Genomic DNA, 16,276 nt, shown 5'->3' with positions numbered 1-16,276 from the left:
AGTGGTGTTTTTTCGTATAGCGTTTGAATTAAGCTTGCGTGACTTTGGCTTTAGGTTCGCGCGGATGCGTTAAGCTGGCTGGTGAGAAGAGTTTTTCAACTAAATCAGCTGGTAATAATTCTTCTTGTAGCAATAACTTTTTAACGGATTCTTTGTCGGCTAAGGCGCGTTTGATCAGCTTAGTTGTCGCCATGTAACCCAAGTAAGGCGTCAAGACGGTGGCAGTGATAGCTGATTTTTCAACGTCCGTGGCACAGTCGTTTTGGTTAACCGTTAAGTCACGGAGGCAGTGCCGGACAAGCGTTTGCATCGCTTGTTGTAAGTAACGTTCACTCGCCAACAAGTCGCGGAACATAATTGGTTCGAAGGCGTTTAATTCCAATTGACCCGCTTCAGCGGCCATCGTGACGGTCGTATCATGACCGATGACTTCAAAAGCCACTTGGTTAACCACTTCGGGAATGACCGGGTTAACTTTACCGGGCATAATGGATGAACCGGCTTGACGTGCTGGTAAGTGCAATTCGGCTAAACCATCTTGGGGCCCACTACCGAGTAAGCGTAAGTCGTTACTGAATTTCGATAAATTAACGGCTAAAGCCTTCATGGCACCGGAAAATTCAACGAATGGATCACAATTTTGAGTGGCGTCGATTAAATCTTCGGCAGCGTGTAAGTCCAACTGGGAGTTGCGGTTCAATACGTCGAGGACGTGTTCTTGGTAATATGGGGTCGCGTTGACCCCCGTCCCGATGGCCGTCCCACCTAAGTTAACGGTTCGCAACGTTTCACCGGCTTGTTTAACTCGCCGTAAATCACGTTGGAACATGTGAGCATAAGCTTCAAAAGTACGGCCATAAGTCGTTGGGACAGCATCTTGTAATTGGGTTCGACCAACTTTTAGAGTGTGTTCATATTCTTCGCCCTTAGCTTGCAAGGTATCGATAACTTGCTCGATAGCACGAGTCAAGGCTGGTAATTGTTCTAAGAGTGCCATTTTACCGGCGGTTGGGAAAGTGTCGTTCGTCGATTGGGATTGGTTGACATCGTCGTTTGGGGAAATCTTTAAATCTGGGTGGTTACGTTCAGCTAAATGGGCCACCACTTCGTTGACGTTCATATTAGCTGAGGTACCAGCGCCACCTTGGATGGCGGGAACAATGAAGCTATCCGCATGTTCGCCATCTAATAAGGCATCACAAGCTTCAATAATGGCTTGACGCTTGTCACCGGCCAAGGTACCCGCGGCATGGTTGACTTCCGCCGCTGCTTTCTTGATTTGAACTAAACTTTGCACGATTAATGGATTGATGCGTTCCGGACTAATGGGGAAGTTACCCACCGCTCGTAACGTATGAATGCCGTATAATGCTTCGTCATCAACTGGTAATTTACCGATACAATCTTCTTCGATCCGCATGACTATTAACCCTCTCATTTTGATTGACGTATAAGTTCGCGCGCAACATGATTTTTAATAAACTGTTCCTATCAGAAACTACTATAAACTGTTCTCGTCAGAATACAACTGAAAACTCGCGAAAATGAAGAAAATTATGTCACGGTGGTCACTTATTTATTTTTATTAATTTCAAGTACATTTTATCACAATTTCGTGACGATAAACCGTCATAAAAAAACAACTTTCAGACGTGCTGAAAGCTGCTTTTTAGCGCTTTTTAAGCTTGTTGAACTTGGGTCCCGTTTTGGCGGGGTGCCAGTAAATGTGCGGGGGTAAACAAGTCGTTAATTAAGGCAGAGGGCAATAATTTTTCTTGTAATAACCGGGCCTTAACGGACTGATGATTAGCTAAAGCCCGCTGAATTAGTTTAGTAGTTGCCATGTAACCTAAATAAGGTGTTAAAACGGTAGCCGTGATAGCGGATTGTTCAACGGCAGTTGCGCAAGTGGCCGTATTAACTGTTAAATCGCGCAGACAGTGACGCACTAAAGTCATTAACGCTTGTTGCAAGTCATGTTCGCTAGCTAAGAGGTCGCGCAACATAATGGGTTCAAAGGCGTTTAGCTCCAGTTGGCCGGCTTCGGCTGCCATCGTGACCGTGGTATCGTGGCCCATAACTTCAAAGGCAACTTGGTTGACCACTTCAGGAATGACCGGATTGACTTTACCAGGCATGATCGATGAACCGGCTTGCCGGGCTGGTAAGTTTAGTTCAGCTAGTCCAGCTTGCGGGCCGCTGGCTAAGAGGCGTAGATCATTACTGAACTTGGATAAGTTGACGGCGAGGGTCTTCATCGCACTGGAAAATTCAACGAAAGCATCACAGTTTTGCGTGGCATCGATTAAATCGGGAGCGGTCTGCAAGGTTAGCCCAGTATTTTGATTTAAGACAGTGAGGATGTGTTGTTGATAATAAGGAGTCGCATTCACCCCGGTACCGATCGCCGTGCCACCTAAGTTAACGCTACGAAGCGCTTTGCCGGCCACTTGTAGCCGGGTTAAGTCACGTTTGAATAAGTGATGGTAAGCGCTGAAGCTGCGACCATAAGTGGTTGGCACCGCATCTTGTAATTGCGTTCGGCCCACTTTGATGGCATCTTGATAAGTCGTCGCTTTGACTTGTAACGTTTGTACCAGTTGCGCTACCGCTCGCAACAGCCCCGGAAGTTGAATTAATAAAGCCATTTTCCCGGCAGTTGGGAAGGTATCGTTAGTCGATTGTGATTGGTTAACATCGTCATTCGGCGATAATGCTAAGTGCGGTGTTTGGCGCATTGCCAAGTTGGCGATGACTTCGTTGACATTCATATTCGCGGAAGTCCCAGCGCCACCTTGAATTGCGGGGACAATAAAGCTGTCAGCGTGTTGACCTAACAGCAGATCGTTGCACGCCGCGACGATGGCCCGTTGTTTTTCGGTAGTCAAAGTCCCCGCCACATGATTGACCTGGGCCGCCGCCTTTTTAATTTGGATGAGACTTTGAATAATGAGTGGATTAAGTCGTTCAGCGCTGATTGGAAAGTTAGTCACTGCGCGTAACGTATGGATACCATATAAAGCGTCATCTTCAACTGATAATTTACCAATACAATCTTCTTCAATTCGCATGCCAAAACCCTCTTATTTAGATTTCATGTTAGAACATCTCACATGAATACCTAAATTTTAGACCATTTAAAGACAAATACAACCGGGTAGCGACTTTTATGAAGATAATTTAGTTAATACCTGACATAGCTTAATTTTAATAACGACCACGGCTTACTAGTAATGATAAAATCGGAAAATAAGTTAATTAATAACTAGACCAATTTTAAAAACCGCGCTAATTTTCGTGAAAACGGTTGGTTAACTGGTTGAGGATTGGAATTTTAAAGAGCATGACTAAGGCGACGGTGTAAATCACGAAAGTAATCACTTCTTGAATGAAACGAGTCGTGAGCAGTGCTGACCAGGGCGTCATGTACATCATATGTAACCACAAGCTGTTCAGGAATAGATTGAAGATAAACAACACAATAAAGTTAACGATGAGAATGCGTGGCAGAGAAGTCCGGTGTTGAAAGGCAATGCCGAATGCCCAGCCCGTTAAGAAGGCCGTTAAAATAAACCCCGGAAAAAACGTGAACTTAGGAAATAACAACATCCCTAAAAAGTAGGCCAAGGCGCTACTACCCGCCGTGACGAGTGGCGAAAAAAGGCGGGCAGTGATGGCAATGATAATAAAGGCAAACGCAATCTTGGTCGTTAGAAATTGGATTGACAAAAGACTGCCTAAAATGATTTGCATTGCGGTTAAGACCCCTAGTAAGGTGATCTTTTGGATGGATTTAGTGGTGGTCATGGTGGTTCCCCCTCGTCTAAGTGATGATTATTTGTATTGTAATGGAAAACGTGAGATCGCGCCATGATTTTTGAATGGTTAGATTACTTATTTTGGTAAACTATGAGTGCTGAGTGGCAATTATTGATGAAAGGCGGTGTGCAGATTGGCCTATTTACATGAAATGATAGAATCATCGAGTCAATTACCGGTAAAGATGTTCGCGTTTAGTTCCAACAATCCTAAACGGGTGATTCCTAAGCACTGGCATTTGAGCTCGGAATTACTATATTGCATATCTGGTTCGCTGATTATATGGGATGAGTCTGATAAATATGTGATGCACAGTGGCGATGTTATCTTAGTTAATCCTAATGAAATTCACTCTACGCAAAGTCCTGACCATAATCACATTTTAGTGATCCAATTTCCGATGGACTTTTTGCAAAAAGTAACAAGTGGTAAATACTATGAGTTGTTTGAATTTGATTTGAATACAGTTAAGTCTAGGAATTCGACCGATGACTTGTTAGTAATCCTGAATCGACTAGTGGCATTAGCGAATCAATATACGATTATTGATAATTTAACGGCAACTGCCAATATTTATGCATTACTAGCGCTATTGTGTCGGAATTACATTAGCCAGTTACCAATCGAAAAACGACATAATAATGCCGATTTAACATTATTGGGTAATATTACTGGCTACATTCAGTTACATTTTCGTGAGCGGTTAACATTGCCGATGGTGGCAGCACAATTTGGTTACTCAGTTAGCTATTTTTCCAAGTTTTTTGCTAAGCGGATGAATTTAACGCTTTCTGAATATTTACAACAATTACGTTTGAATACAGCGAATGAATTACTATTACATTCGGATGATACGTTGACGAATATTGCGTATAATTCAGGCTTTTCAAGTTATCGTAATTTTTACAATGCCTTTCTGGAAAACTATCAAGTGTCGCCGACGAAGTATCGGCAACAATATCAACATGACAAAATTTTACATGTTGAGCCGTAAATTATAGCAAGTATTGAAGCTCCTGATTAGGTATTCTTTAAGAGAAATGAAAGCGATAACAAGAGGGAGTGTCATTCATGAAAAAAATGCAATCATTCTTTGATCGACTATCACCAACACTAAATAAGATTGGTAGTAATCGATACTTACTTACTATTATGGAATCGATGATGGCAACGTTAGGTCCCATCATCTTAGGGTCGTTAGCAGTATTACTATTAGTTTTCCCAGTTAAAGCAGTTCCGAAAGCTTTAACTGCTTGGGGGTTCACGCCAATATTAACTGCGGTTAATACCTTTACGGTCGGCGCACTAGCCTTATACATCGTATTTTTGATGGCGCGTAATCTCGTTGGCAGCTTTATGCCGGAAGATAATGGCTCGGCTGCCGGGATCATCGCGTTAATGTCGTTCTTATTCGTCACGCCTATGGGTAATATTGTGACTAAAAAAGTAACTACGAGTGCGTTGCCATCTACTTGGTTAGGGTCACAAGGCGTCTTTTCAGCAATGATCATTGGCCTGGTAGTTGGTCGTTTATATGTATATATCCGACAACACAATTGGACGATTAAAATGCCAAATGGGGTACCACCAATGGTATCAAATGCATTTGCCGCCTTGATTCCCACAGTTGTGATTGGCTTCTTATTCATTCTGATTGCCCGCCTGTTTGCTTTTACACCTTACGGAAATATGCATCAATTTATTTATTCAGTTATTCAGATTCCGCTACGGGGTATTGGTGGTTCAATTTGGGCCATGATTTTGGTCAGTTTATTAATGCAATTATTATGGTTCTTTGGTATTCATGGAACGAATGTTATCTTACCGTTAGTCACGCCGATTTGGTTATCGATGGATATGGAAAATTTGAACGCTGTTTCGAACGGTCAAACACCACAAAATATTATCGGCTTAGCATTTTTTAATGTCGTGACTTGGAGTGGTTTAGCGTTAGGATTAGTATTATTGATGATGTTTGCGAAGAGTAAGCAATACAAGGAACTTGGACGGCTGTCTATTGTTCCGGCACTTTTCGGGATTACGGAACCAGTTATTTTTGGGACTCCGCTAGTTTTAAACTTTGATTTAGCGATTCCATTTATTTTCAACAATACTATTGCACTGATTATTGCTTATGTAGTAACCAAAATTGGACTAGTGGGAACATTTATTGGTGCACAAACGGTCTTTGGCTTGCCGTTAGGATTCTTTGCTGGAGTGGAAGGCAAAATTTCAATTATTGTCATGCAACTCGTTATTCAATTGATTGTTTCGCCACTGCTTTGGTACCCATGGTTTAAGCGTGCTGATATGAAAGCATATCGAGCTGAAAAGAGTAATGAGGGGTAAGCAAATGAATGATAAAAAATTACATGCATTATTAGATGATTTAAGCTTAAAAGAAAAAATTGGTCAATTAGTGCAGCTGCCTGGTGAGTTCTTTGCGGTGCATACAGCCACGACTGGACCAGAACAAAAATTAGGAATTACGCCCGAAGTGGTGGATATGTGTGGTTCAGTTTTGAATGTTGCCGGGGCTGAGAAGACACGCCAAGTTCAAGATAAACATTTGAAGAAGAGTCGCATTCCACTATTATTCATGTCTGATATTATTTATGGGTTTAAGACTATTTATCCAATTCCACTTGGCTTGGGCGCCACTTGGGATCCTGAATTGATTGAAAAAGATTATCAGAATACTGCCGATGAAGCCCAAGCTAGCGGTAATCAGGTAGCATTTGCGCCGATGGTTGATTTAGTACGCGATGCTCGGTGGGGACGTGTATTGGAGTCGACCGGTGAAGACCCGTATTTGAATTCACAGTTCGCTAGTGCAATGGTTCGTGGCTTTCAGCATGATTTTGACAAGCAACATGGCATTGCCGCCTGTGTGAAGCATTTTGCAGCTTATGGCGCGGTTGAGAGTGGTAAGGAGTACAATTCAGTCGAGATGTCTGAGCGCAAGTTACGGCAAGAGTATTTACCATCATATAAGGCGGCCGTGGACGCCGGAACTAAATTAGTAATGACGGCTTTTAATACTATGAATGGCGTGCCGGTTACTGGCAATAAATGGCTATTGAAAGATATTTTGCGAGAAGAATGGGGCTTTGATGGGATTATCATTAGCGACTATGCGGCTGTAGCTGAGTTGGTGAACCACGGCTTTGTCCCAGATAATCATGCGGCGACTCAGTGTGCTTTTAATGCCACAGTTGATATTGATATGAAGTCACCATGTTATGCTAATGAGCTGCAACCATTATTGGCGGAAGGGCGTATCGATTTACAAAAAGTTGACGAAGCTTGCTGGCGTGTCTTGAAGCTAAAAAATGATATGGGCCTGTTTGAAGACCCTTATCGTGGTGCCAGTGCGGCAGCTGAAGCTCAGCAATTAGTTACACCACAAAAACGAACGTTGGCGAGAAAAACAGCGGATGAAGCAAGTGTGTTGTTAAAAAATGATGGTATTTTACCGTTATCGACGGATAAAAAGATTGCGTTAATTGGGCCTTATAGCAGCAGTCAAGAACTGATTGGTCTGTGGGCGGTGCATGGTGACACGCGCGATGTAATCAGTATTGAGCAAGCCTTTAAAGAAAAAGTGGCATCGGAAAATTTGAAAGTAACCAGTGGGACAAGTCTATTAGCTGCTGACAGTAATTATCAAGAGATGGGCATGACAGCATTGCAATTTGAAAATAGTCAGTTGACTGATGCCGACCAACAACAAGCAGACCAGGATGTTGAAGTGCTCGGAAATTGGGCTGATGTAATTGTTATGCCGGTTGGTGAACATACGGTTCAAAGTGGCGAGGCCGGTAGTCGTACTGAAATTGGGCTGCCTGCGCACCAAGTTGCTTTAATTAAACGTGTTGCTAAATTTGGCAAGCCGATTGTACTTGTTACTATTAGTGGCCGACCACTAGTGTTAACTGACGTTGCCACTTCAGCCAATGCTATCCTACAAGCATGGTTCCCGGGAACTGAAGGTGGGCATGCGATTGCTGATATTATTTTTGGCGATGTCAATCCAAGTGGGCGTTTATCGATGGGCTTTCCACGAGCAGTTGGCCAATTGCCACAATACTATAGCCATCTGAGTACTGGGCGCTCACCAGAAACGTCGGGGCACAGTAGTAGATTCATGTCGAAATATATTGATGCCGCTGACGGGCCCCTATATCCGTTTGGTTATGGATTGTCGTATCATCATGCCAAGTATCATGACCTGACACTTAATCGAGCAACGATGATGGCTGATCAAACGCTACAAGCGACTGTAGCGCTTGAAAATGAAAGTGATGTTGCGGGTACTGAAACGGTTCAGCTCTATTTGCAAGACATGTTTGCTAGTGTGGTGCAACCAGTTAAGGCTCTAAAAGCATATCATCGAGTTACGTTAGCACCGCATGAACAAAAAAATGTGACATTCACGATTGACGTGGCAATGTTGAAATTTTATAACCAGCAGAATCAATTGATTGCAGAACCGGGGAAATTCAAGCTTTTCGTTGGCGCTAACAGTCAGGATAATTTGACGACTACTTTTGAATATATTTAACAATGTAAAGAAACGGCTGATGCAACAATCAGTCGTTTCTTTACATTATCTTGATAGTTAAACCAGCGATGAAACGTTATGCTCAATTCATCAATTGAAGGGGGCAGAATGCAGTGACAACCAATCAGATTGAAGTCGGCCGGTTACGACTGACCGTTTTAACGTCCAAGCTAATTCGAATTGAATATATTACGAGTGGAATGTTTGAAAATGGCACGACGCAAATTGTTCAGCATCGAGACTTTGAAGTGCCACCATACACCGTTTTACATGACCACGCGACACATGTGCTAGAAGTCATCACCACGGGTTTTCATCTCTATTATGATGGTGGTGATCCGCAAGCTGGTAACTTATATATCGATGCAGCCCATAATTACGGCACGTACGATAGTCGGTGGTATTGTGGCACCCCGGTCGGTAAAAATTTAGGCGGTACTGTGCGGACTTTGGATAAGGTCGATGGGACGGTCGAGTTACCCGCCGGTTTAATGTCTAAAAATGGCATCAGCGTTTTAGATGATTCGGCGAGTGCCCGGTTATTAGATGACGCGTTATTGCCGCGTCAAAATCAAGAGCTGGATTTGTACTATTTTGCCTATGGCCGTGATTATCGGGCAACGTTGCAAGCCTACTATCAATTAACCGGTTATCCGCCTTTGATTCCACGTTATGCACTGGGTAATTGGTGGAGTCGTTATTATCCGTATCGCCAAAATGAATATTTGGCCTTGATGCACCGCTTTGATGACGCCCGAGTGCCGATTGCGGTGGCGGTCCTCGATATGGACTGGCACCGAACTGAAATTCCGGCTAGATACGGTAGTGGCTGGACCGGCTATTCATGGAATGCGGAATATTTCCCGAATCCTGGCAAGCTGTTGCAACAGCTACACGACCAGGGACGGCATGTGACGTTGAACGTACACCCGGCCGCTGGTATTCGACCACATGAACAGTGTTATTTAGCAGTAGCTGCCGCGCTAAAACTCACTGATGACCAACCAGCCTTATTTAATTTGCAAAATGCCGCCTTTAAGCACGCGTATTTTAAATTAGTCCATCATCCCTTAGAAGCCCAAGGGGTCGATTTTTGGTGGCTGGATTGGCAACAGGGCCGCAGTCAAGGGAGTCAAGGTATTGACCCGTTGTGGCTATTAAATGTGGCCCATTATGAAGATAATGCGCAGGAACATCATGGTCAGGGATTGATCTTATCGCGGTATGCTGGTCCCGGGAGCCATCGTTACCCAGTCGGTTTTTCAGGTGATACGATTGCTTCGTGGGCATCTTTGCAATTTCAGCCTTATTTCACGGCGACCGCCACTAATATTGGTTATACGTGGTGGAGCCATGATATCGGCGGTCACATGCACGGCACCTATGATGGTGAATTGGCGTTACGGTGGCTCCAATTAGGGGTTTTTAGCCCGATTTTACGTTTGCATAGTTCCCGCAACCCCTTCATGAGTAAGGAACCATGGCGTTATGCGGCTGAATATGCGACGCCGATGATTAAATTTTTGCAATTACGGCATCAATTATTACCATACTTAGCCACGGCTAATGTGCAAACGCACGTGGCGGGACAGGCCCTAATTGAACCGATGTATTATGGTCACCCCGATGCGGATTGGGCGTATCGAGTGCCCCATGAATACCAATTCGGTCCGGCGATGATCGTTGCCGCAGCAACCACGCCGCGCGATGCGACCACGCAATTAACAACGGTACCGGTTTGGTTACCAGCAGGTGAGTGGTATGACTGGTCGACGGGATTGCGGTATCATGGCGATCGTTATTTCACAGCTTATCGGGACCTTAACCAATATCCGGTATTTGTCGCGGCGGGTAGCATTGTGCCCCTGAATCCGGATTATATGCAACCGGTAATGACCTTGCCGACGACCCTACATTTAAAAATATTTGTTGGTGCCACTGGTCATTATCAGCTGATTGAAACGAGCGGGACACGGCAAGCAACGACTGATTTTTGGTGGGATGATGCCGACTATCACCTGACCGTGACTGTTACGGATCCTCATCAGTTGTTACCGTCGAATCGGCAATATACTTGTGAGCTGGTCGGCGCAACTAGCGCTGCCCCCGTCTGGCAAGCGGGGCGGGCTAGCTTTGATGATTTAGTTTTAAATGATGTAGCGGCGCAAAATCGTGCTCAGTTGCAGCAGCGATTGCAATTTGCCAAATTACCATTTGATTTGAAACAAACGATTTGGCATGCGTATCAAGCCGCGGCCGATGAGTCGAGTTGGTTGGCTTATGTTACGACGCTCAAGGATTCAGCTGTACAAGGGATGCTAACGGAATTAGTTGTCCGTTAACTATGGTTAAAATATTTGAACAAAAACCCGCTGGCAACTTTACTAACGGGTTTTTATTGATAAAATTATATAAGATACTACGCAAATTTATGCAATCGCTTGCAAAAGTGTTGAAAACGTTTTATATTTAATGCGTAGCTTGAACTTAGATCGGGGGGAATGATATGGCAACAATTAAGGATGTTGCCCAACGCGCCGGCGTGTCACCATCCACGGCCTCGCGAGCAATGCACGGCAGTAAAATCATTAGTCAACCAACGCGAGAAAAGGTCGTTAAGGCCGCTCGTGAATTAAACTATGCGCCTGACTTTAACGCGCAAAATTTGGCCACTAAAGCTAGTAATACGATTGGGGTCGTCTTACCAGTCGACCATCATGAAATCTTTTCCAATCCATTTTTCTTGGAAATGATTCGTGGGATTAACTCGATTTGCAGTCAACACGGCTCGATGACCACGTTAGCCACCGGGATTTCCAGTGATGAACTCGTTCATAATATTGACGTCATGATTGCGCAAGGCCACATTCGCAATTTTATTTTGTTGTACTCTGAAAAAGATGATCCGGTCGTGGCCCGCTTACAACATTTTGACGTGCAGTATGTGGTTATCGGGAAACCATATGCTGATGTAAATAAGACGTCATATGTGGATAACGATAATATCCAAGCCGGAACTGATGCCACCCAATACTTGATTGAACAAGGGCATCGCCGAATTTGTTTCTTATATTCAGATATCTCCAAAATGGTTCAAGGGGATCGAATTTTGGGCTATCAACGGGCCATGATGCAACAAAACTTACCTAATATCATGTTAGAGCAACGCTTTGAAAACCACGCCGACGGGGTATCGGCACTGAAAAAATTCTTTGCGCAATACCCCGATGTGACTGGGTTTGTAGCTGTTGATGATATGTTAGCTTTAAAATTACAACAAGTGTTACATAATGATCCTGATTGGAAAGTAAAACAATTTTCACTGATTGGTTTTAATAACTCAATCTTTTCCGAACTGGCGCATCCGACATTAACATCAGTGGCAGTGTTCCCGCAACGTTTAGGGGAAGAAGCTGCTAAGATTGCAATGGCTAACCGGCCGACAGATGAATTGTCGACCGCGATTATTGTGCCCCATCAAATTGTGAAACGGCACTCGGTTCATCAGATTAGATCACTGGGGTAAGGTAAGTTATTAGGTAGACAAAAAGGTAGGGGGAGTTGTGAGCATGGTCACACTAAATGATGTTGCGGAACGGGCCAATGTATCAAAAATGACGGTTTCACGGGCGATTAATCATCCGGAACAAGTGCGCGACGAATTGCGGACGTCGATAATGCAAGTCATGCAAGAGTTGCACTATCAACCTAACGCGGCGGCTAGAGCATTAGTTAGTCGGAGTACGCGCGTCATTAAATTAACAATTTTTGAAGATATGGATACAACGGAGCCTTACTATATGATGTTATTGGCCGGCATCTCCAATGAATTAAACCGGCATCAGTACGCGCTACAATTAGCAACGAGCAATAGTTATCAAGTTGGGGAATGTGACGGTTATATTTTAACGGGGATTCGCCAAAAAGATTATGCATGGGTCGAGCAGTTACAACAGCCGGTCGTCTTTTTTGGGCGCAATCAGCAAGGCTATGATTATGTCGATACCGATAATTATCAAGCGTTATACGAAAGCACCCGTTATGCGATTTCACGTGGTTATGAGCATTTAGTGTTTGTCGGCATCGATGTCGATGAACCGTTTGAGTATGACCGTGAAACCGGCTTTCGTGATGCCGTAACTGAAAGCGGTGTCAGTGCTCAACTCGTCAAGTTAGCTAATCATTGTCACGTGGCTACCGATTATGTGCAGCAGCATTGGGCGGAATTTCCTAAAAATACCGCCTTCGTGTGTGCCAGTGATCGGTTAGGCATCGGGATTGAAGATGGCATTACCCTGAATGGGGGCAAGGTTCCTGATGATTACGGTGTTATAGGATTTGACGGGGTGTTGTTGAACCAAATTGCATCCAAGCGACTCACGACGATGCAACAACCGTTGGAAGTGATGGGCCGCGCGGCGGCTAAATTGCTGTTGAGCAATATTCAACATCCCCACGAGCGACAAGATCAAGAAAAAATTATTATTAAATCACGGTTATCGACGGCGGAATCGACCCGTTAACAAGGAGTGGCAACAAATATGAGCAAACATTGGTACGACCAACAAACGATTTATCAAATTTATCCGAAAAGCTTCAATGATAGTAATAACGATGGTATCGGTGATATTCCAGGGATTACTGAAAAAGTCCCTTATTTGAAAGAATTGGGGATTACGACGATTTGGTTGAATCCCATCTATCAATCGCCACAAGTTGATAATGGTTATGATGTTTCGGATTATTATCAAGTCGATCCGAGTTTAGGGACGATGGCTGAAGTCGAGGATTTGATTGCCACGGTCCATCAAAATGGCATGTACATCATCTTTGACTTTGTCTTGAACCACACTTCAGACCAACATCCGTGGTTCAAAAAAGCCGTTGCTGAACCAAACAGTCCGTATCGCGATTATTATTTGTGGCAAGATCCCGCTGCTGACGGTGGTCGGCCCAACAATTGGGGATCATTTTTCGGCGGCAGTGTCTGGGATAAAGATCCGGCTGGCGGGTCCCAATACTACTTCCATTTATTTGATAAACGGATGCCTGATTTGAACTGGAAAAATCCTGCAGTACGCCAAGCGATGCGTGATGTCGCGGAATTCTGGGTAGAAAAAGGGATTGATGGCTTGCGCTTGGATGCCTTTATTCATCTAGCGAAAGCCGATTTTCGGCAAACGTATCCGAGTGCCACGGGGGACCAAACGCCGATTATTTCGGACATGTTTTATGCCCATTTGCCAAAGGTGCATGAATATTTGCATGATTTTGTCGCGGCCATTAAAGCGAAACATCCCGATACTTACGTCGTCGGTGAAGCCTCTTCAGCGGATCCGCATTTGATGGTTGATTATACCAAACCTGGCACCGATGAATGTGATAATGTCATTACGTTCCGCACGTTTGCCGACGATAATTCCCATGATGATGCCAGCTTTTCGGATATGTTCCAACCACGCCCAATGGATGTGACAACTTATAAACAACATACAGTCGGCATTCAAGCGGCTTTGGCCGGTGTCAGTTTACCAACGCTTTATTGGAATAACCATGATATGGCGCGGGTTGCGACCCGGTATGGGGATGCGGACTATCCACTACAAAGTGCCAAGTCATTAGCGACCGCGTTGTACTTGCAACGTGGCGTACCAATTATTTATTACGGTGAAGAATTAGGCTTAACGAATATTCGCTACAATGATATCGCTGATTTTGAAGATCAAACGGTCCCTGGTTTTGTTGAAAGTGCCAAAGCAGCGGGCAAGTCGACGGCTGAAATCATGACGATGCTTAATAAGACGCATAAGATGGCGGGTCGCGGCCCAATGCAATGGAATGATGACCCTAATCATGGGTTCTCTGACCATTTACCATGGAAACATGGTGCCACGGATGATATGAATGCGGCCGCGGAAATGGCCGATGCCGACAGTGTCTGGAATTACTATCGGCAATTACTGCAATTGAAACAGCAGTCAGTATTTGTGAACGGTGAGTTTATCATGTTACCAAGTAACAAGCAATTGTTCACTTATGCAATTGATGATGGACACCAGCAAGCCGCAATCGTTTGCAATTTAACACCAGCGATGCGGACTTATACCTTACCATTTGAAGCTGACACGACCTGGCTAGTCCAAGGCGACGCAACGGTTAAGGATCGTGAAGTCACCTTACCAGCTTGGAGTAGTATCGTGTTGCAAGCTAAGTAATGCAATAATGTGCATACATTTACAGAATTGGTCTATTCATTAGAGCCTTAATGATATGATATTAATCTGAATATATTTATATGAATTGGGCTAAATCCCGGTTTCACAACGAATCCCAGTGATTTTCAGCACTGGGATTTATTTTTAGTAAAATTCTGTTAACGTTAACATTACGAAAACGCTTGCGAAAGCGTTTGCATGGATGCATAATAACTTATGGTAAATGAATTAAGATGCTTCGCAAGGAGGAAGAACTATGAGTACTTGGAAGAAGTTGGGGATGGGTGTTTTAGCCACTGGCTTGGCACTCACACTTGTAGGTTGTGGTAGTAAGTCATCGTCGAGTTCATCATCATCATCAAAGATGGACAAGACGTTGAAGGTTTCAGCGGACCCTTCATATAAATCATATATGAAGAAAATGGTTCCAAAGTTTGAAAAGAAGTACAACGTTAAAGTAACGGTTTCATACAAGGCCATGCTTGATGAAGACGATGCTTTGAAGTTAGACGGACCTTCAGGTAAGGGGCCAGATGTTTTGATGGCTGCTTACGACCGGGTTGGTCAAATGGCGTCACAAGGGCAATTATCAACGGTTAAGTTAGCTAGCGGCCGTTATAATGCAACTGGTAAGAAGTCCGTTACATACAAGAACAAGGTTTATGGGGCACCAGTTACCATTGAATCTGAAGTCTTGTACTATAACAAGAAGTTAATCAAGAATGCGCCAACTAACTTTACGCAACTTGAAAAACTCGCCAAACAATCGAAGTACCAATATGCTAACGATAAGACGAAGAGTGTGGCTTTCTTAACTCAATGGACAAACTTCTATAATTCATTCGGTGTTATTAAGGGTTATGGTGGCTACGTCTTCGGCGACAACAACACTAACTACAAGAAGTTAGGGTTGAACAACTCTGGTGCGGTTGATGGTTTGACTTACATGACTAAATGGTTCACTAAGTACTGGCCAACTGGGATGCAAAATGTGACCTCAAACGAAAACTTTGTAACGTCACAATTTACATCTGGCAAGACTGCTGCAGTTATCGATGGTCCTTGGATGGCAGCTACTTACAAGAAGTCAAAAGTTGATTTCGGGGTTGCTTCCTTACCTAAGTTAACTAACGGTAAGAATTATCAAGCCTTTGCTGGTGGTAAAGCTTGGGTTATCTCAAACTACTCTAAGCACAAGACCGCTGCACAAGCTTGGACTGACTTTATCTCAAACACTGCTAGCCAAAAGGAATACTACAAGACTTCAAACGAAATTCCTGCTAACACCGCTGCTCGTAAGTACGCTGTAAGCACTGGCGATGACATGGCGAAAGCCGTTTCTAAGCAATACGATGTTGATGTTCCTTTGATCAACTTACCTCAAATGGCTGAAGTTTGGACACCAGCTCAAACGATGATGACCAACGCTGCTGCTGGTAAGATGACGCCTAAACAAGCTGCTGATAAAGCTGTTAAGACGATCAAGACCAACATCTCTGAAAAATACAGTAATTAGTTAGTTGTTATTTAAATAGTTATTAAGGGGGCTGAAACAAAATTCGTTTTGTCTCAGCCTTTTTAAAAGAAATTTTGCCTTACATTTAGGAAAGGGGTACGGGCGACAGGTAGATTGTAAAATTAATCCGAACGCTGTTCGGACAAAAAAGATCAGCTTCCT

At 43.8% G+C, this 16,276-nt stretch carries 11 protein-coding genes; 8 read left to right on the top strand and 3 right to left on the bottom strand.

The window, feature by feature from the left end; genetic code table 11:
- Window positions 1-28 precede the first annotated feature (28 nt).
- From DY78_RS02020 to DY78_RS02010, 3 genes are all read right to left on the bottom strand, one after another.
- Window positions 29-1,420, bottom strand: coding sequence for an aspartate ammonia-lyase (locus tag DY78_RS02020; protein ID WP_033612867.1), 1,392 nt, complete (start codon window positions 1,418-1,420; stop codon window positions 29-31).
- A 259-nt stretch (window positions 1,421-1,679) separates the two neighbouring features.
- Window positions 1,680-3,071 (bottom strand): aspartate ammonia-lyase, encoded by a 1,392-nt coding sequence (locus tag DY78_RS02015; protein ID WP_024625845.1) that lies wholly within the window; start codon window positions 3,069-3,071, stop codon window positions 1,680-1,682.
- Window positions 3,072-3,288: 217 nt separating this feature from the next.
- Window positions 3,289-3,807 carry a folate family ECF transporter S component gene (locus DY78_RS02010; RefSeq protein ID WP_024625844.1) on the bottom strand — a complete coding sequence of 173 codons (519 nt, stop codon included), beginning with the start codon at window positions 3,805-3,807 and terminating at the stop codon, window positions 3,289-3,291.
- A 145-nt stretch (window positions 3,808-3,952) separates the two neighbouring features.
- On the opposite strand from DY78_RS02010, the gene DY78_RS02005 reads away from it, so the two are divergent.
- The 8 genes from DY78_RS02005 (at window position 3,953) to DY78_RS01970 (ending at window position 16,114) form a co-directional block, all read left to right on the top strand.
- Window positions 3,953-4,813: a helix-turn-helix transcriptional regulator gene (locus DY78_RS02005; RefSeq protein WP_082621208.1), complete on the top strand. Its 861-nt coding sequence runs from the start codon at window positions 3,953-3,955 to the stop codon at window positions 4,811-4,813.
- A 77-nt stretch (window positions 4,814-4,890) separates the two neighbouring features.
- On the top strand, window positions 4,891-6,168 hold the full coding sequence (locus DY78_RS02000) for a PTS sugar transporter subunit IIC (RefSeq protein WP_024625842.1): 1,278 nt from the start codon (window positions 4,891-4,893) through the stop codon (window positions 6,166-6,168).
- A gap of 4 nt (window positions 6,169-6,172) precedes the next feature.
- Window positions 6,173-8,383, top strand: coding sequence for a beta-glucosidase BglX (gene bglX, locus DY78_RS01995; protein WP_024625841.1), 2,211 nt, complete (start codon window positions 6,173-6,175; stop codon window positions 8,381-8,383).
- Between the two features lie 200 nt (window positions 8,384-8,583).
- On the top strand, window positions 8,584-10,725 hold the full coding sequence (locus tag DY78_RS01990) for a glycoside hydrolase family 31 protein (RefSeq protein ID WP_081754352.1): 2,142 nt from the start codon (window positions 8,584-8,586) through the stop codon (window positions 10,723-10,725).
- Between the two features lie 164 nt (window positions 10,726-10,889).
- Window positions 10,890-11,909: a LacI family DNA-binding transcriptional regulator gene (locus DY78_RS01985; protein WP_024625839.1), complete on the top strand. Its 1,020-nt coding sequence runs from the start codon at window positions 10,890-10,892 to the stop codon at window positions 11,907-11,909.
- A 43-nt stretch (window positions 11,910-11,952) separates the two neighbouring features.
- Window positions 11,953-12,906, top strand: coding sequence for a LacI family DNA-binding transcriptional regulator (locus tag DY78_RS01980; RefSeq protein ID WP_024625838.1), 954 nt, complete (start codon window positions 11,953-11,955; stop codon window positions 12,904-12,906).
- An 18-nt stretch (window positions 12,907-12,924) separates the two neighbouring features.
- Window positions 12,925-14,598 carry an alpha-glucosidase gene (locus tag DY78_RS01975; RefSeq protein ID WP_024625837.1) on the top strand — a complete coding sequence of 558 codons (1,674 nt, stop codon included), beginning with the start codon at window positions 12,925-12,927 and terminating at the stop codon, window positions 14,596-14,598.
- A gap of 256 nt (window positions 14,599-14,854) precedes the next feature.
- Complete coding sequence (locus DY78_RS01970) at window positions 14,855-16,114, top strand: extracellular solute-binding protein (RefSeq protein ID WP_024625836.1); 1,260 nt, start codon at window positions 14,855-14,857, stop codon at window positions 16,112-16,114.
- Window positions 16,115-16,276 lie beyond the last annotated feature (162 nt).

The organism is Lactiplantibacillus fabifermentans DSM 21115 (assembly GCF_000498955.2).
Lineage (GTDB): Bacteria > Bacillota > Bacilli > Lactobacillales > Lactobacillaceae > Lactiplantibacillus > Lactiplantibacillus fabifermentans.
This window is presented reverse-complemented; position numbering and strand designations above follow the sequence as displayed.